Origin of the sequence: Streptomyces sp. NPDC088252 (assembly GCF_044740965.1) — a bacterium.
Lineage (GTDB): Bacteria > Actinomycetota > Actinomycetes > Streptomycetales > Streptomycetaceae > Streptomyces.
Map to the genome: position 1 here is coordinate 330347 of NZ_JBIURS010000008.1, position 20062 is coordinate 350408.

Consider the following 20062-nt stretch of genomic DNA (forward strand, 5'->3'; position numbering starts at 1 on the left):
GAACAATCTCCCCAGGACTATGACCGCGCCCCCGCGCTCCGCACATCGGTCATCCCACCGATACGCGCTCTCGCGGAGGCAGGCTGACGGTCGGCTGCCGGCGCCAGCAGATCCGGCACAACCACGCCTTGTACGCACCATCCCGACCGGAGTCACCAGGGGCGATGCCTTCGGTGTCCCGGCCCACCCGTGATCCGGACAATGCAGCCGGATGGCGTCGAGCCGGGCAGGCGACGCATCACCGTCGGCGGCCATGTCCGCCCGGACGACGGCCTCGCCCGTCGTGCTGTGCCCGACCGGCCCGACCACCGCCGCAGCCGCCGGCCGACCACGGCCAGCCCCCACCTGACGGCCGGTGAACTCGGCCCAACCGGCAAGCGCCCCGTCCGCGGCACCCTCCTGTCCGGGCGCCCGTCACTGAACGCGTCCGTCGGCGCACAGCCGGCCGTTCGGTCCGAGCGAACCGGACGCCGCCTCGCCCCCATGGGGCGAGCGATCCGGCCATCGCGCAGAGCGTTGCCCGATGGCCGGATCCGAACCGATGGCGGCCTCGCGGGGCCGAGAAGACTTCACCTTCGGACGGCGACCGTGCTCTCAGCTGTGCGTGACCGACGCGGAGGGACTGTTCCATTCGTCGCGGAGGAGCGACCAGATCTCCTTGTCGTGCCGCTCGCCGCGGTACGGATAGCGTTGCCGCAGTACGCCGTCGCGGGTCATGCCGAGCCTGCGCGCGGTTTCGATACTGCGGGTGTTGCCCGCAGCGGCCCACCACTCGACCCGGCTCATCCCGCGTTCGTGGAAAGCCCAGTCGATCAGGGCGCGCGAAGCCTTGACCACCAAGCCGCGGCCCTGCCCGGCGGCCTCCAGCCAGCAGCCGATCTCGCACACACCGGAGCCGGCGTCGAAGGTGGTGAACATGACGCCGCCGACGAGCGTGCCCTCCAGCCAGATGCCGTAGATCCGGGCCGCGTCCTGGGCCTGCTTGTCCGCGTACCGCTGCAGGACCGCCGTGGCGGACTCGAGGTCGGTGCTGAGCGTCGCCCACGGTATCCACGGGTCGACATACGGCCTGGCACGGTCGATGTGGGCGAGGAACTCCGGCGCCTGCCATGGTTCGAGGGGGCGCAGTTGAGCGCGGTCGTCCAGCGCGAGCGTGAACATGATTGCCTCATTCCGTTCCAGGTACATAACGATCGTTCGGTATGTAAGCTAACACGCATGCCACCAGCACGAGGAGACCGGGAAGCCCGCCGAGAAGACGTTTCCGAGGCGGTGTGGAAAGTACTCGGGGAGAAGGGGTTCAACGGCCTCACACTGCGTGCCGTCGCCGCCGCCATGGGCGTTTCGACCGGCATGCTCATGCACTACTTCCCCACCAAACGGGCCCTGGTCATTCACGCCCTGGGCATCCTGGAGAAGCGCACCGCGGAACGTCCCCGCCGCGAGCGGCCGGCCGCGGGGCTGACGGCGCTGCGGGAGGTACTGCTGGACATCCTGCCGATCACCGCCGACGACACCGCGCGCAACCGTATCTGGGTGAGTTCCTGGGACCTCGCCCTGGCCGACGAGGAAGTGGGCACGGCACAGGCGGATCGCTACACGCGTATGCGTTCAGCGGTCCGTGCGCACCTTGAGGACGCTCGCCGCCTGGAGGAAGTGGCCGCCGCCGCGGATCTGGAACAACTCGCCGCCGAGACGGTGGCGTTCGTCCACGGTCTCACCGTCCAGGCGCTCTTCGACCCCGGACGGTTTCCCGCTGCCGTGCAGACGTCCATGGTCGACGACTTCCTGCGCAGAACCGCGACCACGCAGGGCGCGTAGCCGCCGGGAGAAGGCATCGGCGTTCGGGCGCCGACAGCCGCGTACCGCTCGGTGGCAGGCAACTGATGAGCCGTCACATCCAGCGTCTTCGCTCGCGACCGGCCCGGTCACCGCGGGGTCGCACCGTCTCGACGTGGCAGATGAGCAGATCGGGGAGCTGAGGAACCTCCGAGCGGGAACGGCCGAGGGCTCATCCGCGTCGGCTGAGGTAGGCCTCCAGCTCGGCGGCCCCGGTCAGCATCTTCCGCCCGCGGGCGGACAGCCGACCGCGCCAGTCGCCCAGTGCGGCCTCCAGCGGCTCCAGCCCACCGGCCGCCCGCACCTGGGCGATCAGCGGGGCGATCTGCTCCAGCAGGTAGCCGCCCCGCCTGAGTTGATGAGCCAGTCGGGCGTCCCGCACGTCGGCCTCGTCGTAGACGCGGTACCCGGTCAGCGGGTCGCGGCGCGGGCACACCAGCCCGGCGCGCTCCCATTTGCGCAGCGTCGCGGGCCGGATGCCGAGCTTGTCCGCCAGCGGCCCGATGAACGCGCCTCCGGGCCTGGTCGCCTCGGCCGACCCGGACCCCGCACCGGGCTCGGACGCGGCGGTGGGCTCCAGGTCTCGCAGGGCCCGTTCCACGGCCTGGAGGGTCCGGCGGTCGTCGAGGAGCTGGGCGTGGCTCTCGTCGATGAGGCGGAACGCCTCCTCGGGGGTGCCCTGGTTCACGGCCCGCATGATCGACGTCGCTCTCTGGTGGCCGTGGCCGGGCACCAGGGCGAGGAACGCACTCAGGGCGGCCGCGTGCAGTGGCGTATAGGTGCGGTAGCCGTGGGGCGTGCGCCCGGCGGCCGGAAGGATGCCGGCTTCCTCGTAGTTCCTGATCGCCTGGGTGGACAGACCGTGCCCGCGTGCCAGATCAACCGGCCTGAGCCGATCGCGGCTTTGAAGGTTTCGTCCCATGAATCCGACGATATCGCGGGGAAGTTTCCATCGAGGGTTCAACAATACCGTTTAAGGCATGGCGACTGACATCAAGGACACCGCCCATGCCGTCGAGGCTCCCGCTGTCATGAGGCTGCTCCCGGCCCGGCCGCGGTTGCTCGCCCTGGGCGAGCCCACCCATGGCGAGGACACTCTGCTCGACGTACGCAACGAACTGTTCCGGCAACTTGTCGAGCAGGAGGGGTACCGGACGATCGCGATCGAGAGCGACTGCCTGATGGGCCCGGCCGTGGACGACTACGTCACCTCCGGCAAAGGGCACACTCGACGAGGTCATGGAGCGCGGAATCAGCCACGGCTGGGGCACCTCCGCGGCCAACCGCGAGCTGGTGCGTCGGATGCGGGCGTACAACGACGGTCGGCCCGCGTCCGAGCGGCTCCGCTTCGCCGGTTTCGACGGCCCACTGGAGATCACCCACGCCGCGAGCCCCCGGCAGGCCCTCACCGCACTCCACGCCTACCTCGCGGCCGAGGTGGACGCGGACCTGCTCCCCTGCACCGGGGAAACGCTCGACCGCCTGCTCGGCACCGACGACCGGTGGACCGATCCCGCCGCGATGCTGGACCCGGCCCGGTCCGTGGGGCGGTCGACCGAGGCCGGTCGGCTGCGGCTGCTCGCCGACGATCTGGTGGCCCTGCTCGACGCAGACGCCACACCTGCTCGCGGCGACCTCGCGGGACGACTGGGACCGGGCGCGCCTGTACGGGCCCAGCGACAGCCACTGTGCTTCCGTGGGCACCACAGGACTTGGAGCAGATCGCACCCGTCGGGAAACGGGACGACGTCGGGAACGCTGCTGCGGTGGATCTGTACGACCGGCACCATCGGCGGCCCGTTGTGTTCAGGACACAGCGGCCATGCCTCCTCGGTCGGCCACAGCAGTGGGCCACCCACCGAGCTGTCCCGGTACGTCGGTTGGCCTGCACGCGGGTGAAGCCTCACGGTCTCTCTCCGCAGGGGCACCACCTCGGGAAACAGTCTCTCGACGTCCACAGGGCGCGGCGGGGTGTGGTGGGGCGCGTCAACAGAGTACGAGAGGACCGCCTCGCACGGACCAGGAGAACGATGGCCGACCACACCGGCCGCCACCGTGCCCCGCCCCCGCACCATGACGGACGACGCCGGTTCCGGACCGGAGATCACCAAGCAGTAGGATCGTTCCGCAACACGACGCGAAGGGGAGACCGGTGGCGCGGGTTGCGGTGATCGGTGGGAGTATCAGCGGGCTGGGGACGGCGCTCATGCTTGGCCGACGAGGCCACACGGTCACATTGTTCGAACAGGACGCGCGACAGGCCGAAGAGGACCTGGACCAAGACTTCTTCCACTGGGACAGGCCCCGAGTCCCGCAGGCCGGCCATCCACACTCGCTGCTCGCGCCCGTCCGCACCGTGTTGCGCACCGAGGCCCCTGATGTCTACACGGACGTGCTGGCACGAGGGGCCCGGGAGTACCACGAGTTCGACTGGTTCGGTGAGCATCCGCCGCATCGGGCCGGCGACGAGGACCTGGTGACCCTGCGCACCCGCCGCATCGTGCTGGAGGCCGCCCTGACCGCGGCCGTGCGGCGGGAACCCACCGTCGAGGTGCGGCGAGGCCGCCGGGTGCGCGCCCTCACCCTCCGGGAGGGCCGTCCTGCCCGGGTCACCGGCGTGCAGGTGGGCGCGGAAACGCACCGGGCGGACCTCGTCGTCGATGCGTCCGGTCGTCGCTCGCCGGTGCCCGCCTGGCTGATCGCGGCCGGATGCCGCCCGCCCGTGGTCGACAGCCACCGCACCGGAATCGCTTATCTGTGCCGCTGGTACCGCCTGCGCTCCGACGGCCCACGTGGCCCCGGACGGGTCAAGCCCGGCTCGGCCGCACCGTTCGCGCTCGCCGGCGTCTTCCCTTCCGACAACGACACCTTCGCGGTGAGCCTGGTGGTTTCCACGGGTGATCCGACCCGCGGCGCGCTCACCGACCCTGCCGTGTTCGAGGCCGTCGCTCGCCGCTTCCCCGCGACCGCCGCCTGGCTCGACCTGGCCCCCGAACCGCACTCCGCCGTCCTGGCGATGGCCGGCCTGGACAACCGCTGGACCGCCCTCGCCGACGATGACGGACCTGTCGTCGCCGGCCTGGTCAGCGCCGGGGACAGCCTCATCCACACCAATCCCACCTTCGGTCATGGCGCGGCCCTCGGCCTGCGTGCCGCCCAGCACCTCGCCACCCACGCCGACCAGATCGCCGCGGACCCCATGAGCTACCACACGTGGACGGCAAAGGCCCTCCGCCCGTGGTTCGACGCGCAGGTGACGACCGACCGCAACAACGGACAGCGCCTCGCCGATGGCTCACCACCCGCAGATCGGCGGACTGCCGCCCTGGCCGCCTGCGCCTTCGACGATCCCGTCGTCATGAGGGCCCGAGCCCAGGTGCGCCATCTCCTGCGACTGGCCGACGACGCCTACGGCACCGACGAGGTGGACCGACACGTCACTGCCTGGCTGGCTGCCCACCCGGACTTCACGCCGAGACACGACGGCCCGACCCGGGAGCAGTGGGATGCGCTCGTCCCGAGCTGAGGGCTTGCCCGGCACCTCGCCCTCGGCGCTCGGTGCCGGCAGGCGAACGTCTGCGGGCACTCGGGGGCGTGATCATCACGCACGGCGGCTTCAGCCACCCCACTGCCAGTACTGTTCGGGCCGGGCCGGCGCGTTGCAGTCGGAGAGGGTCAGCCGGGGACTGGGGTGGTCCCGAGCGTTCCAACGGGCAGGTAGCTCACGGTCGTCCTGGTACAGGCAGCGGTTGCCGCTGTTCTCGATCCGCCAGGCCGTACGCTTCCACGTCGGGCTCTTCCAGCGCACGCGGGTCCACTGCTGGTTCGCGCTTCCGCCGCGACACGATTCGAGGTCGACCCCCGGACCGCCGGCCGTCAGGCAGGAGTCCGGCTCGTTCCGGAGCCCGATCGTGCCGTCCCGCCTCATCCCCCATCGCTGCCCGGCGGACCCGTCGCACGCGTGGATGCGGACCGTGCGGGGCCCGGCCCCCGGTGAACCGCCTGCCGCATCGAGGCACTGGGCCGGATCCGGACCGGTGAAGTACGTGGTCCGGCCGATGTCCCCGAGGATCTCACCGGGCCGCGGAGAGCGGTGGACCTGTTCGTACTGCCGGTGGATCCACAGTTTCCAGTCCTCTTTGAGCGATCCGCGGTACGGCGGTACCTTCGCGCACCAGCCCGTGGCCCGGCACTGGCGATTGGCGATGTACCAACGCGCCACCTGCTCCTTCTCCGCTGCCTGTCCGGGAGTGAGGTTCGCCTTCCTCGCCGACATCGTGTACGCGAGGTACGACGTGACGGGAACGCCGAGGGCGTAGCCCACCCTCCTGAAGTACCGGGCCCCGATGCCGTGGTCGCTGTGGTCGACACCACCGCCGAGGCCGAACGCGAACGACGCGTTGTCGTGGTCCATGGTCAGGACACGTTCCGCACGGCTGCTCCTGACCAGGGTGGAGAGTGTCGCGAGCAGCCGTTCCTCGCTGTAGCTCACGCCGCCCAGGAACCCGGAGACACTCTTCTTCCTTCCGTCGAAGAGCTTGAGCACACTGTTCGCGTCCTGGCCCTGCGGAAGCCCGTCGTGGAGATCGAGGAAGGTCAGCCGGACGTCAGCGCTGCGGGCTCGGCCGGCGAGCAGGAACGACCGGACCCGGACGTCGCCGACCTGCACATCGGACTGGTCCCAGTCATCGGCCGCCCCCGCCATCGCCGCATAGGCCGCCCGCACCCCGTACTCCCTGCGGTCCACGTACTCCAGCGCCTTGACCCGATCGGCGATGGCATCGTCTCCCGCGGTCAGATAGACGGTGTGGAGCGGGCATCTTTCCCGGATGGTCCGCATGATCTCCGGGTTCATGAAGAACAGGTCGTCGTCGGGATGTGCCACGCCCACCAGCGTGCGACGGCACGGGGACGGGTCCTTCTGCTCCTTCTGCGACGTGGCCGCCGGACCGGGGCCGGAGGGCGGCGCCGGTTCGGAGGAGCATCCGGAGCCCGACAGGGCGCAGAGCGCCATGGCCACAGCCAGTGCGCGGTACGTGCGTCGCGGGCGACGGCGGCTCCCCCTCCCCGTCGACGGTCTGGCGCCCATCCGTGGCCTCCTCCCGCACCGAGTGCACCTCCAGCGGATGATCACCGCACGGGGCGCACGGAACCAGCCGACGCGCCGCGAGGCACACCCGGTCGGCGGTCGGACACGACCCGCGGAACGCCCGCAGGAGTGCCCGGGAGCTGGTGTGCTCCGACCGGCCCGGACCTGACGCCGCCCGGTCGTCGCCGCCCGGTCGTAGCCGCCGTCCGTCGGCGCCGCTCCCGCGCCGCTCGTCTCCTGGGCCGGAGAGGAGCCGTGGCCCGGCGGCAGTCCCTGAGCCGACGGCCGGCCGCTCTCTCCCCGGCGAGCCGGCACGTCGCGCCGGCCGGTGTCAGAGTCCGAACGCCGTGATCACCCGCTCGGCGAGATCGTCCTCCGTCATCGCCGTCCCGACCTCGATGGTGCGCAGTCGGAGGCGTTCGGTTTCCTCCCGAAGGCGTCCGGTGAACAGGTGATCGCGTCGGGCGATGTTGCGGTCGGCCCGGTCCGGATCACTGGTCCTGCGTGTGAATCGCCCACCTGGTTCGGCCCGTCCCCCGATGGCGGTCCGGCGGAATTCGGGGGTGGGAAGGAGCCAGACGGCGTGGTCGGGAACGGCAAGAAGGGGTTTCACGAGGTGTGGCAGCAACCGGAAGCCCTCGACGACGACACCGGTCTCGGGCGGCAACCGAAGGAGGTCTTCGACGATCAGGTCGAAGCCTTCGCCTCGAAACCAGTGGAACGTCTCAAGCATCGTTTCCGGAGGTCGGTTCACCCATCGCTCGTCCATGTCCATGGCCATGAACCGGTGCAGTAAGGGGGCCTCCTCGGGTGTGGTCCGTCGCGCGTGATCGCCCATCACGTCGTCGGTCGCGTAGAGACTCCACCCGTAGCGATCCGCGAGCCGGCGGGCGATCGTCGACTTGCCCGCGCCGCTCCCGCCGCCGATCCAGCGGACGTGCCGCAGCCGGGGAGCGAGCTCTGCGGCGTCGGTCCTCTCTTCAAACCGTCCGGGTTTCATCCTTCTCCTGACTGGTGCGACGGTTGAGCTGACGAGGCAACAGCCTGGACCATGCCCGCGCGCTCTCCGCACGCGGATGCCAGGGCTCGCTCTCCTGCACACAAGGGCGAGCGGAATCGACGGCCCGCAGGTAGCGTGCCGGTCGGCCCTTGGGTGTGCCGGGCATTGCAGGGCCTGGGCGACGCTTTCCCGAGGGGCCCGAATGCCGGCTCGACCCTCAGCTCAAGGAGCTCCGTCCGCCGTCGCGCCGCTGCGCACGGTCCAGCCAGGGGCCGAACTCGTTCTCCAGGACCAGCCGGCCGAGTTTGCGGTACTCCTGGAGCACGGCCGAGACGATCTGCTCCATACCGAGCGGTCTCCCGGATTCGGCCGCCTGGTAGGCGGCGGTCACCGCGCAGGCGCGGATCGATCCGCCCGCCAACTCGAAACGCTCTGCGCAGAGTTCCAGGTCGAGTCCCGCGTCGCGTGGGACCGCCGTCCCGAGGCAGCGGTTCCACAGGGCCAGTCGCTGTCGTGCGTCCGGCATGGGGAACTCCGCGATGATGTCGAGGCGGCGGGTGAAGGCCTCGTCGAGATCGGCGCGCAGATTGGTGGTGAGTACCGCGATCCCGTCGAAGGACTCGATCCGCTGGAGCAGATAGGCGGACTCCACGTTGGCGTGACGGTCGTGCGCGTCCTTGACCTGCGAGCGCTTCCCGAAGATGGCGTCCGCCTCGTCGAACAGCAGGATGCCGTTGACGTCGGAGGCCTCGACGAAGATCCTTTCGAGATTCTTCTCGGTCTCACCGATGTACTTGTCCACCACGATGGACAGATCCACGACGTAGAGCTCCATGCCGAGCTCCGACGCCACCACCTCGGCGGACATGGTCTTGCCGGTCCCCGACTCACCGGCGAACAACGCGACGACCCCTCGCCCGCGGCCACCGCCCGGCCGCATCCGCCACCGGCCGAGCACCTGCTCGCGATGGCGTGCGCGCAGGGCGAGTTCGGACAGCTGGCGTCGGGTCGCGGAGGACAGCACGAGGTCGTCCCAGCCGACCGCGGGCTCGATGCGACGGGCGAGCCGTTCGAGCCCCGCGCCGTTCTGTGCCCGTACCGCCGTGCGCAGGTCCTGCGCCTCCACCGGACGTTCCTCCAGAACAGCCAGCCGGGAGGCGACGGCGGCGGCCTTGCGCACCTGCTCGGAGTCGAGCCGGTAGGCAGTGGTGGTCTCGATGAGTCCCTCGTCGGGCGGCACGTTCTCGGCGGGCAGCCCGACAGCAGTGCCCGCATCGGTGAGTGCGCGGCGCCACTGCCGCGCCACGTCCGCGGGGCCGGGCGGCAGGACACGGACCGGAACCGGGCTCTCCCTGGTCCACAGGGGGTCCCAGTTCTTCTTTCCGTACGCGATCAGGGGGGCACCGCTGACCGCCGCGCAGAGGCTGCCGAGCAGCCGGGCCCCCTCGGGCCGCTCGGGGGCGAGCGCTTCGAGCGGTCCGAGGACCACGCCGCCGTTGCTCAGCCGGGCCTCGGCCGCCAGGGTCCTTACGAGTTCCGCCGGTTCGGGAGCGATGGCGAATGCCGGGACGTCGACCACCAGCGGACGACGCCCTGCGGCGCGAAGCGCCTCGACCGCCAGTCCGCCGGGGTCGCCGCCCCGGTCGAGCAGATGCACGAGGCCGCTGCCCGTGTCCAGCGCCGCCGCGACCCGCAGTGTCTCGGGTCCCGTGTCCGTCTCCTCCTCGGGTCCCGCCACCCGGACGAAACCGCGCAGCCTCCCGTCGGGGTCGTCGTCGCCGAGCAGGTACGCGGTGATCCGGTCCGGCACGCGCAGCACCCGCGACAGCAGCGGACGGTCGGCCTCCAGTACCTCCAGCAGCCCGCTCTCGACCAGCGGGGCGGACGGCGAGAACCGGAAGCGGCCGGAGCTCGCGGCGGGCAGCCCGCAGAGTTCGAGTGCCAGGCCGATGGTCGGCCTTCGCCGGGTGAGGTCGTCGTTGAGGTAGCCGTAGAGCCGCTCGAACCGGATGTCGATGTCCGGCGCCATCGCGACCAGCAGAAGCTCGACGTCCAGCGGCACCAGGCCGAAGTTCTCGGCGAGCCCACGGATCCGGCTCCCGGGCGGGGAGTGCGGCGAAGGCTCGAAATCGTACGGCGGTACGGGCGAGAACGCGTCGCGGGACTCCAGGATCCGCTCGGCCGCCTCGGGGGTGAGGTACTGCCCCCGGTACGGATCGTCCGGTTCCGGGTCGATGGCGCGCCGGTCCGCCACGGCCTGCCTGACCCGCCGCTCCACGTGCCCCAACCGCTGCCAGAGGTCCTCGACGGCCGCCGTCGGGGTGCCGGGCGGTTCGAGGACGGTACGGGTGCCTTGCGTCGTGGTCATCGAGCCCCGCCTCCGCGTCTGCGCCGACCGGGCGGCAACTGCCGTTCACGTTCGGCTGCGAAGCCCTGGCCGCCGGGGTCGGACGCCCCTTCGTAGCGCAGCCGACGCCCCGGTCCCGTCCCGTCGCCGTCCCGCGCGGGCGCGGCCCTGACCACCAGTCCTTCGGTGACCGGCGGGCCGGCCGAACTGCGTTCACCGGCCAGCGGTGCCCACACACGCAGGTCGATCGCGGCCTTGAGCTCACCGCCGAGCGCGGACCACACGTCCGAGGCGGACGGCCGGTCGGTGCCCGGACCCGCCGCCTCGATCTCCACGGTCAGCCCGAGCTCGGCGAGGCTGCCCGTGTGCATCCGGGCGGGCAGGACGTCCGACCGCACGAGGCAGCGCAACACCTCGGAGAGCAGGCGGTGTTCGTCCTGCGGGCGATTGGTCCAGGCGGTCACCAGATAGGTCAGTTCGAACCAGCGCGGCGGGGTCCGCCAGCCGACGACCACTCCTTGGTCGTCGTACTCCTCGGCCGTGCCGGTACGGCGGCGGGCCGCATCCTCACGGATGCCGTGGAGGAAGACGCTCACCGTGGGGGCGTTGCGCCGCGCGGACCAGTCCTTCGTAGGTGCGTCGAAGACCAGGTCGACGCCGTTCTCCTGGAGGCCGGCGTCCACCAGCAGCAGCCGCAGCCCCTCGTCGACTTCGTGGATCACCTGCGCCCCACCTCGTCCGGCGGCACGATGGTGCCGCTGACCACCAGGAAGGGTGTGGTGACCGGGCTGAATCCCGGTCCCTCGGCGGTGATCGTGCGGGGTCCCGTCTCGTCCTTCACCAGGATCAGCAGCTGCGCGATGAACGTACCGTCCCGGCGCGGGACGGTGGGCGGGGCGGTTGCCGTGATCCCGGGCTTCCAGGTGAGCTTCACCGGTGCTCCGGGCGGGAAGTCCTTGCCCCGGACGGAGGTGACGAACCCCGGTTTGCCGACGGCGGGCACCGCGACGATACGGGGCTGGAGAATGCGCAGTTGGATCCTGGAGACGTTGTCACCGGTGTCGGCGTCGGTACCGGTCGTGGTCAGTGTTCCCGTGATGGTCGTTCTCAGCGCCCGGTCCGGCGAGAGCACGACGCGGACGACCGTGGAGGCTCCCGGTGCCAGGTCGGGCAGCGTGCACACTCCGGCGGCGCAGCCCGCCGGAAGCGGACCCGCCGGGATCCGCGCGGGCAGTCCGAGTCCGAGCCGCAGGCCGGTGGCGAGCGCGTTCCTGCCGTTGCGCACGGTGTACGTCACCACCACCCGGCCTCCGACGTAGCCGGGGCTGGGCTGTGCCCGCACCACCACGCCGGGCCCCGCCTCGGGTTCGGGCGGCGGCGGGACGGGAGGCCGGGGCGGCGTGGGCGGCGACGTCGTGGGGGACGGGGTGGGTGTCGGCGGCGCGTCCTGGACCGGGACGATCGTTGTGGTGGCGTTGTCCGTGGGGTTCGGGTCGATCACGGCTCCGTTGACCGACCAGCCGATCTGTTGGTCCCCCGTCGTCACGCCGGTCAGCCGGGCGGTGACATCCACCCCGGCCCCGGGCCGGAGCACGCCCAGGTCGCACTGCGGCGCCCCGGTGGTACAGGACCCGGCCGTGGCGGTGAGCTCGTCCAGGCGCACACCGGGCGGGGTGTCCACGGTGAATGTGGTGCCGGGCGAGGGTGCCGGGCCGTGGTTGGTGACGGTGACCGTCACCGATACGGAGGAACCGACGTCCGCCGCGGGTCCGGTGGGTGGTGCGGTGAGTGACAGATCGACGGACTGCTGGACGCTGGGCTCCTTCTGACGCCCGGTGAGTCCGTTGTCGAACGGTGTCAGTCTGCCGGTGGCGAGGTCGAGTACGGACAACTGCTCCGGGGAGTTGGGCGCGAGCGCTCTGCGTGAGCTCAGTACCAGTCGTCCCGCGTCCGGCGACCAGGCCACGTCCCGGGGCTGGAAGGGCCCGGTCAGCGAGGTGTCGGGAATCTCCTGGCTGCATGCGTCGGGGTTGTCCCGCTGGACGGACGGAAGCACGACCCGGCACCCGCCGCCGGTCAGCGAGGTCACGAGGATTCCGGCGCGCTCGTTGACCCTGCCCCCGCCGTCCTTGCGGTTGAAGGCGAGTGTGCCGCCGTCGGGGGAGAACGCGGGGCTGTCGTCGATCACCTTGCATTCACCGGGGCATGCGGTGACGCTGAGGTCCCGCTGCTGGTCGAGCGCGTCCACCGGCACGGTCCAGACGTGCTTGATGCCGCCGAGGCCCCGGATCACGTGGTTGCGGGTGAATGCGAGGGTGGTTCCGTCCGACGACCAGGTCGGCTGCGCGTCGCCGCCGGCCAACTGCCCGTCCGGCGGCACGATCCGGCCGGTGATCGCTCCCGTGGCGACGTCCGCGATGAGAATGCTGCTCGGCCCCGCGGCCCCGCCGACCCCGCCGGGCGAGGTCCTGGTGAACGCCAGCTTGGAGCCGTCCGGCGAGAAGGTGGGGTCGGTGTCCCAGTCGAGGGTGCCGCGTCCGGCGAGCGGCATCGGTGCCGCGTTCGACCCGTCGGCGTCGGCCATCCAGATGCGTTCGATGCGCCCGGCGTCCGAATCCTCGAAGCGGGTCACCACGATGCGCCTGCCGTCCGGTGTGTAGTTCTGCCGCTCGGTCCACGGGTCGTAGCCCTCCGAGGGGTTGAACAGCGGGTCGACGGCGGGGTCGGTGTTCGTACCGGCGGCCGGGTCCTCGCGCAGAAGGGTGAGCCCGAGGTCCCGCGGGTCCGAACCGTCCTGTCTGGCGTCCTGGAGTGTCACCTCGTTCGCCGCCGAGGCGGTCCTCCGCGCGACGAGGGCGGTCCCGGAGTCCGGGGAGCCGAGCCAGGTGGGCGATTCGACCTCCCGGTCCTCGCCGAGCACCGTCCGCGGTTCGGTGTCCGTGAATGCGGTCGCCCGGTAGACATGGTCGAACTCCTTGCACCCGCAGGTCGTATCGGGGCTGAGGAAGACCAGGTCGTTCCCGTCCGGCAGCCAGGCGGCCGAGCGGGTCCGCCAGTCGGTCTGGACACCGGCCAGCAGGGGACGATCGGTTCCGATGCCCTCGGTCACCCGGAGCCGGGGTCCGGTCTCGTCGTCCGTCGTGAGGGTGTACGCGACGAGAGCGCGGTGGGAGTCGTCGTCCACCGGGTTCCACACCGGCTCGGTCGCGTCGCCGGCCGGGGCGTCGCTGATCCGGGTCACCCCGCCACCGGACACGGCCCGTTCGTATATCTGCCGGCCCCGAACGGGATCGCCGTCGCCGGAGTACGCGATCCGGGAGCCGTCCGGGGAGAACGTCGGTGAGTTCTCGTCGGCGGCGGTGTCCGTCAGCCGTCGCAGGCCGGAGCCGTCGACGCCGACCGTCCACAGGTCGCGCTGGACCGAGTCGCCCGGCCCCGGCTCCGCGGAGTCGAACACCACGGTCCGTCCGTCCGGGGAGAGTTCGGGATGTGCGGCGTCCCGGTCGGTGGTGAGCCTGCGGACCGCTCCGTCCGCGTCGCGCACGTACACCTGCGGTCGCGCGTCGTCGCGCAGGCTGGTGAAGACCAGCACGTCACCGCGTACGGAGGGGTCCTGGTCGTAGTGGGCCGGTCCGGGGCCGAACAGCGGGGCACTGGTCTGCGGGTCGGACACCCGGCCGAGGCTGCGGTGTTCGGTACCGGCGAAGGCGATGCGTCCGGCGTCCGCCGGCACGTCGTCCGCCGCGGCTGCGAGTCTCGGCGCATCCTGCGGGGCGGCAGCGGAGCCCGCCACCAGCAGCGGCGCCAACAGCACCACGACGCCTGTCAGCCGTCGCAGCCGCGTATGCCTCGCCGGGCCAGCAGTGCCGGTCACGGCCCCACCTCACAGTCTGGTTGGTGACTCCCTCTCACTAGCATTGCGTGCGCGGGGAACCAAGAACAGGCCCGGAGGACCCGGAGCGGGGGAAGTGGCCGCTGCCCTTTGCGGCGGCCTCTCCCCCGGCCTTTCTTCCCGGACACCTGCCGGGCTCCCGCGCGGCGACGTTCGTACGTCTTCGCGCGGGAGCCCGCGACGGGACCGGGGCCTCGTGTTTGGACCACGCCGGGCTCGCGTGCCCCGGTGTCGCGCCTCGCCTGTCGATCCGGGCTGATCCGAACGAAAGACCCTAGATGAGTCCGTGGCGCATGGCGTAGCCGACGGCGTGGGCCCGGTTGCGCAGTTCGAGCCGTGTCGCCACCTCGTGCAGGACGTTCTTGACGGTGCGTTCGGAGTACGAGGTCTTCTGTGCGATCTCCGCGGTGCCGAATCCCTCGGACACCAGCCTGATCATCTCCGCCTCCCGTGTCGTGAGGGTGGAGAGCGAGAGTCCCCGGGGGTCGAGGACCGTGCGCTGGAGGCTGCTGACGTGGTCGAGGAGCTTTCCGAGCAGGTCGCCCGGCAGCACGCCTTCACCGTTCGCTATCGCCGTCACCAGGTGGACGAGACGGTCCTGGTCGGCCTCTCCGCGCCTCAGCACGGCCGCGACGCCGCACTCGATCATGGTCTGGAGCGCACCCGATTCGAAGAATCCGACGACGAGACCGGTGCGGGTCGTGGTGTTGCGCTGGAGACGCAGCAGGAGCTGGATGGTGGGCTCGTCCACCATGTCCACCACCACTAAGGAGACTTGGGCCCGTTCGGCCTCGGACTCCGCCAGCAGTTCCATCTCCGGCCGTGGGCGCAACTGGTGCACCATGCCGGTCTGGAGGATCAGGTCCTCCGCGTACACGGCCACGGAGACCCTGCCCTCGGCAGTCCTCCCGGCGCCGCCCTCCGCAGAGCGCTCGTGTGCAGCGGGCCTGCGGTACTGACCGCGTTCCGCCGCTCTGTTCTTCGTGTCTGTCGTCGTCATCGTTCCGTGCTCGTCTTCCTCAAGTGCTTCCGCCCGATGTGCCTGTCGCCGTTCTCACCCACGCCGGACATCGGCAGGGGGACCGGGCCCGGGGAGGGGTCGCGGGGACACCGTGCCGTTGGGCCATTGGGGCACCACCCCTGCCCGCTCGTTGCCCTCGCGTCTCTGCTGCACGACCGCCGAGGCGGATTAACGTCGCATCGTGACCACATCTGCCGAACTCGAAATGTCCACGGTGACGGTGTCGCCCGGCGCCGAGGCGACGACGACCCTGACCGTGCGCAACGACGGCGACATCGTCGAGGCCTACACGCTCGAAGTGGTCGGCGACTGCGCCGCGTGGAGCACCGTGGAGCCGGCGCGTGTGTCCCTCTACCCGGGCACCTCCGAGGTGGTGACCGTACGCCTCGCGCCGCCCCGGTCCCACGAGGTCCGGGCGGGCGAGATACCCCTGGGTGTCCGCGTTCTGCCCACGGAGCGCCCCGAGTCGGTCGCGGTCCCCGAGGCCACGGTGGTCGTCGAGCCCTTTCACGAGCTCCGGGCGGAGCTGGACCCGCGGCGACGCCGCGGCTGGCTGGGCGCCCGGTTCCGTACCTCGGTACAGAACATGGGGAACACCTCGGTCGATGTCGCCTTCACCGGCAAGCAGGCCGGCGAGGATCTCCGCCTGGCGTTCGTGCCCGGCCAACGGCGTCTGGAACCGGGCGAGTCCGCCGAGGTGCGCCTGCGGGTACGGGCCCGGAAGCTGATCTGGTTCGGCGAGCCGGTCTCCTGGCCGTTCGAGGTCGAGGCGGCCGAAGGTGGCGAGGTGGACACCGGCGGCGAAAGGACCGGACGGACCGAGACGCTGTCGGGCGAGTTCGCTCAACTGCCGGTACTGCCCAAATGGTTGCTGATCGTCCTGGCCGCGCTGCTCGCGCTGCTCATCGCATGGTTCGCACTGGTCCGGCCCGCGGTGCGGAGCACGGCGAAGCAGGCGGGCACCGAGGCCGCGCAGAAGGAGAGGGCCCGCGACGAACAGCCGGGGGCGACCCCTTCGGGCGGCACGGGCAACCCGGCCGGTGGCCAGGGGCAAGGGGCCGGTCCGGGCGAGTCCACCGCGCCGGGAGGCTCCGGTACGGGCGGTTCCGGTTCGACGACGGGCGCGGGCGGCGGGAACACTCAGCAGAGCTCGGCGACGATCGACGTGCAGACCCGGGCAGGGGCCGGGAAGGAGGGGACGTACCGGGTTCCGGAAGGGAAGACGTTCGGCGTCACGGACATCGTGGTGGCCAACTTCCAGGGGGACGAAGGGGTGCTGACCATCTCCTTCGGAGAGCGGAAGATCACCACCATCGCTCTGGAGACCTTTCGCAATCAGGACTATCACTGGGTCACCCCCATCCAGATTCCGGAGAACGCGACGGTCACCGCTTCCGTGACCTGTGCCAAACCTGGCACTCCGGCGACCGGAACTCAGGCTTCCAGGTGCCATCAGGTACTCAATGTCAGCGGCATACTGAGCGATCTCGCACGGTAGGAACAACAGCACCGAACCTCCCGATTCCCCTGCGGGACGAGAACAGCAGAAATCCCGACCGGGGGGAACCCGGCTTGCCGGTCTTTGGCGGATCCCTTCCCCCGCGCACCCTGCAAGGCCGGGCCTCCAAATTCCCCGCAGCGCCGCCGACAGGCGAGGAAGGCAGGCTGCCCGGGCACGGACCGATCCCCCGGAGCCTTCCCCGACGCCTTCGGGCGGAACGCGGGGAGATCCGGTCGGGGCGGCCCCGGGCGGTCCGACCGCGGGCAACCCGGCCGCGCAGTCAACCGCGTGGCGAATTCTGGCTGAAATTCATCGCCGAGGTATCGATTCCCCGACCACTGCGATCATTGACAGCCGCTCCGGGAATCCCGGGGAACGGGGAGATCACACACGCCGGCATTCACCGGAGCCGGGCATCCGCCGGTCCGGCGAATCGCTCGTCGCCGGACCGGCCAACGCCTTCCGTGTATCCGGATTCCATCTCGCCCTCGTACGACCGAACCGGGAAATGCGTCGAGCCGAGGACTGCGACGCCTGCCGCGACCGGTCCGCCCGGGGAAGCGTTCCCTGCCGTCGGGGTGCCTGGAAAGGCAGCGTCCTTGCCCCGTGCCCAGGACTTTGGGGCCTACTGTCCGCCGCGGCCGCGGGGCAAGACTGAACGGCGACCGAATGACCACCCGAAGGAGCGAGCATGCCGTCGTACCTCACCCCCGGTGTATACGTGGAGGAGGTGCAGTCCGGAGCGCGGCCCATCGAGGGAGTCGGCACCGCGGTCGCAGCCTTCGTCGGTTTCGCGGAGACCGGCCCCTTCCACCGGCCGACACTGGTGACGAGCTGGGACCAGTACGTGCAGACCTTCGGCACCTTCGTCGCCGACACGTACCTGACGCTCGCGGTCCACGGCTACTTCGCCAACGGCGGCGGCGCGGCCTACGTCGTGCGCATCGGCGGCGCCGCGCAGGAGTCGGCGCAGGGATCCGCGCCCGGAGCGGCCCCGTCCGTCGCCCTCGGAGGTTTCCTGGTCTCCGCGCGGCCCGGTACGGGTGGGGACCTCTCCGTGGAGATCGCCGACGCCGAGGGCGAGAACCCTCCGGAGGACCGGTTCCGGCTGCTGGTGCGGCAGGGCGGCAAGGTGGTGGAGACCTTCGACGTCTCCACCCGCAAGAGCGTCAAGGGCTACCTGGTCACGCAGGCCCGCCAGTCCAAGCTCATCGAGGTCACCGAGCGGCCCGGGGAGGCCCAGAGCCGCCCCGGGAACCAGAGCCTCTCCCTCGCGCCCGCCGCTGCCGCCCCGGGAACCGGAGTCGCACGGATCGACCCGGCCGAGTACGTCGGTGACGCCGCGGCCCGCACCGGGCTCGCGGGCCTCGAAGCGATCGACGAGATCACCATGGTCGCCGTTCCGGACCTGATGAGCGCCCACCAGCGCGGGGACATCGACGCCGAGGGCGTCAAAACCGTGCAGCTGGCGGTGATTTCACACTGTGAGCAGATGGGCGACCGGGTGGCCGTCCTGGACGCTCCCCCGGGCATGAGCGCCCAGCAGGTCCGCACCTGGCGCAACGACGACGCCGGGTTCGACTCGCGCTACGCGACCGTGTACTACCCGTGGCTCAAGGTCCTCGACCCGGCGACCGGCCACAACTCCCTGGTGCCGCCGAGCGGTCACGTCGCCGGCGTCTGGGCGCGCAGCGACGGTGAGCGCGGGGTGCACAAGGCCCCCGCCAACGAGGTCATCCGCGGTGCGCTGGACCTGGAGCTCAGGCTCAGCAAGGGCGAGCAGGACCTGCTGAACCCGATCGGCGTCAACTGTGTGCGCGCCTTCCCCGGGCGCGGCATCCGGATCTGGGGCGCGCGCACGCTCTCGTCCGACCCGGCCTGGCGCTACCTCAACGTACGCCGCCTCTTCAACTACCTGGAGGAGTCGATCCTCCTGGGCACCCAATGGGTGGTGTTCGAACCGAACGACGACCGCCTGTGGTCGAGCATCCGGCGCAACGTCACCGCCTTCCTCACGGAGGAATGGCGCCGGGGCGCCCTCTTCGGCCGCACGGCCGAGGAGGCGTTCTACGTCAAGTGCGACCGCGACAACAATCCGCAGGAGTCGATCGACCTCGGCCAGGTCGTGTGCGAGATCGGCGTGGCGCCGGTGAAGCCCGCGGAGTTCGTGGTCTTCCGTCTCGCACAGTTCTCCGACAGCACCAGCCTCGTCAACGAGTGACCCGGCAGGGTCCGCAAACGGAACAGGTGACACAGAGTCATGGCAGAGGGCGACGCTCTTTCCACCCACGTCTTCGGCGTGCAGCTCGGCGGCTACCTCGTCGAGTCGATCCAAGAGGTCAGCGGTCTGACCGTCGAGGAGGAAGTCGTCGAGGTCCGTCAAGTGACCGCCGAGGGCAAGCAGATCATCCGCAAGCAGCCCGGCGCGCGCCAGGCGGGCGAGGTGACGATCACCCGCGGAATCGACCAGAGCAGCGAGTTCACCAACTGGATCAAGGAGACGCTCAACAAGGGGGCCGTCGACACCGCGCGCCAGAACCTGACCATCGAGATCAAGGACTCGAAGGGTGACACGGTCCGGCGCATCCAGCTGATGCAGGGGTGGGCCAGCAAGTGGGAGGGCCCCTCGCTGAAGGCCGGCGAGTCCAGCGCGGCCACCGAGACGGTCACCATCACCTTCGAGGAGATCGTGGTCGAATGAGGCGCAGGACCGTTACGTCGGGTGGGCTCGACGACGTCCTCGACGGACTCGTGCCCACCTCGCCCGCCGCACACGAGGAGGCTCCCGCGCCGTCTCCGTCCAAGGCGCGGGACCGGGAGGAACTGCGTACGGAGTTCGATTTCGAGCTTCCGCGCGGATACGTCGACGACGAGGGCCAGGTGCACCGGCACGGCTCGATGCGTCTGGCGACGGCACGGGACGAGCTGCGTCCGCAGATCGACCTGCGGGTGAAGGAGAACCCGGCGTACCTGTCCGTGGTGCTGCTGAGTCAGGTCATCACCCGGCTCGGCACCATCACCGATGTGCACGCCGGGGTGGTCGAGCGGATGTACGCCACGGATGTGGCGTTCCTCCAGGACTTCTACCGCCGGATCAACAGCGAGGGCCACACGCACGCCGCGGTGACGTGTCCGCTGTGCCACGGATCGTTCGAGGTGGACCTCTCGGGTGGGCGCCTGGGGGAATCGTGACGTACGCGGTTCCCCGCTTGCGGGAGGAGATCGCGTACGTCGCCTACCACTTCCATTGGCAGCGTGAGGACATTCTCGACCTCACGCACGGCGAGCGTCAGCAGTGGGTGCGGGAGATAGCGCGGATCAACACCCGCGTCAACGAAGGCGGGTGATCGTGTGGGGTTCGGGGACTGGTTCC

Annotated in this window: 15 protein-coding genes and 1 pseudogene; 8 read left to right on the forward strand and 8 right to left on the reverse strand. The window is 70.7% G+C overall.

From position 1 onward, the window contains the following. Positions 1–594 precede the first annotated feature (594 nt). Entirely contained in the window at positions 595–1161 is a 567-nt protein-coding gene (locus tag ACIOHC_RS19330; RefSeq protein WP_351084080.1) for a GNAT family protein, read from the reverse strand. Positions 1162–1218: 57 nt separating this feature from the next. Between ACIOHC_RS19330 and ACIOHC_RS19335 the strand changes: the two genes are divergently transcribed. Beyond that, the gene (locus tag ACIOHC_RS19335; protein WP_351084078.1) at positions 1219–1821 is read left to right on the forward strand and encodes a TetR/AcrR family transcriptional regulator; all 603 of its coding nucleotides are present in this window, start codon (positions 1219–1221) and stop codon (positions 1819–1821) included. A 190-nt stretch (positions 1822–2011) separates the two neighbouring features. Here the strand turns inward: ACIOHC_RS19335 and ACIOHC_RS19340 are convergent, their stop codons facing one another. After that, positions 2012–2761, reverse strand: a complete 750-nt coding sequence (locus tag ACIOHC_RS19340; protein ID WP_351084076.1) for a TioE family transcriptional regulator — start codon at positions 2759–2761, stop codon at positions 2012–2014. Between the two features lie 259 nt (positions 2762–3020). Here ACIOHC_RS19340 and ACIOHC_RS19345 point away from each other — a divergent pair. Both ACIOHC_RS19345 and ACIOHC_RS19350 read left to right on the forward strand, forming a co-directional pair. Next, positions 3021–3738: pseudogene (locus tag ACIOHC_RS19345) on the forward strand (erythromycin esterase family protein). 307 nt (positions 3739–4045) lie between these two features. Next, entirely contained in the window at positions 4046–5365 is a 1320-nt protein-coding gene (locus ACIOHC_RS19350) for an FAD-dependent oxidoreductase (RefSeq protein WP_389637067.1), read from the forward strand. A gap of 90 nt (positions 5366–5455) precedes the next feature. Here ACIOHC_RS19350 and ACIOHC_RS19355 read toward each other — a convergent pair whose 3' ends face one another. The 6 genes from ACIOHC_RS19355 to ACIOHC_RS19380 form a co-directional block, all read right to left on the reverse strand. After that, positions 5456–6724, reverse strand: a complete 1269-nt coding sequence (locus ACIOHC_RS19355; protein ID WP_351084071.1) for a ricin-type beta-trefoil lectin domain protein — start codon at positions 6722–6724, stop codon at positions 5456–5458. Positions 6725–7259: 535 nt separating this feature from the next. Next, positions 7260–7928, reverse strand: coding sequence for a hypothetical protein (locus tag ACIOHC_RS19360; RefSeq protein ID WP_351084069.1), 669 nt, complete (start codon positions 7926–7928; stop codon positions 7260–7262). A 217-nt stretch (positions 7929–8145) separates the two neighbouring features. Beyond that, entirely contained in the window at positions 8146–10296 is a 2151-nt protein-coding gene (locus tag ACIOHC_RS19365; RefSeq protein ID WP_365689909.1) for an AAA family ATPase, read from the reverse strand. Continuing rightward, a complete protein-coding gene (locus ACIOHC_RS19370) occupies positions 10293–10997 on the reverse strand; it encodes a DUF4255 domain-containing protein (RefSeq protein WP_351084065.1) in 705 nt (234 codons plus the stop codon). The genes ACIOHC_RS19365 and ACIOHC_RS19370 overlap by 4 nt, the downstream gene beginning before the upstream one ends. Beyond that, entirely contained in the window at positions 10994–14149 is a 3156-nt protein-coding gene (locus ACIOHC_RS19375; RefSeq protein ID WP_401843288.1) for a hypothetical protein, read from the reverse strand. Before ACIOHC_RS19375 ends, ACIOHC_RS19370 begins: the two co-directional genes overlap by 4 nt. A gap of 292 nt (positions 14150–14441) precedes the next feature. After that, positions 14442–15167: a LuxR C-terminal-related transcriptional regulator gene (locus ACIOHC_RS19380; protein ID WP_351083589.1), complete on the reverse strand. Its 726-nt coding sequence runs from the start codon at positions 15165–15167 to the stop codon at positions 14442–14444. A 226-nt stretch (positions 15168–15393) separates the two neighbouring features. On the opposite strand from ACIOHC_RS19380, the gene ACIOHC_RS19385 reads away from it, so the two are divergent. From ACIOHC_RS19385 to ACIOHC_RS19405, 5 genes are all read left to right on the forward strand, one after another. Continuing rightward, positions 15394–16686: a hydrolytic protein gene (locus ACIOHC_RS19385; RefSeq protein ID WP_351083656.1), complete on the forward strand. Its 1293-nt coding sequence runs from the start codon at positions 15394–15396 to the stop codon at positions 16684–16686. Positions 16687–17380: 694 nt separating this feature from the next. Then, a complete protein-coding gene (locus tag ACIOHC_RS19390; protein WP_401843289.1) occupies positions 17381–18910 on the forward strand; it encodes a phage tail sheath family protein in 1530 nt (509 codons plus the stop codon). Between the two features lie 39 nt (positions 18911–18949). Next, a complete protein-coding gene (locus ACIOHC_RS19395) occupies positions 18950–19390 on the forward strand; it encodes a phage tail protein (RefSeq protein WP_351083593.1) in 441 nt (146 codons plus the stop codon). Further along, on the forward strand, positions 19387–19881 hold the full coding sequence (locus ACIOHC_RS19400) for a hypothetical protein (protein ID WP_365689915.1): 495 nt from the start codon (positions 19387–19389) through the stop codon (positions 19879–19881). Before ACIOHC_RS19395 ends, ACIOHC_RS19400 begins: the two co-directional genes overlap by 4 nt. Next, positions 19878–20036 (forward strand): DUF6760 family protein, encoded by a 159-nt coding sequence (locus tag ACIOHC_RS19405; RefSeq protein WP_178378889.1) that lies wholly within the window; start codon positions 19878–19880, stop codon positions 20034–20036. Before ACIOHC_RS19400 ends, ACIOHC_RS19405 begins: the two co-directional genes overlap by 4 nt. Positions 20037–20062 lie beyond the last annotated feature (26 nt).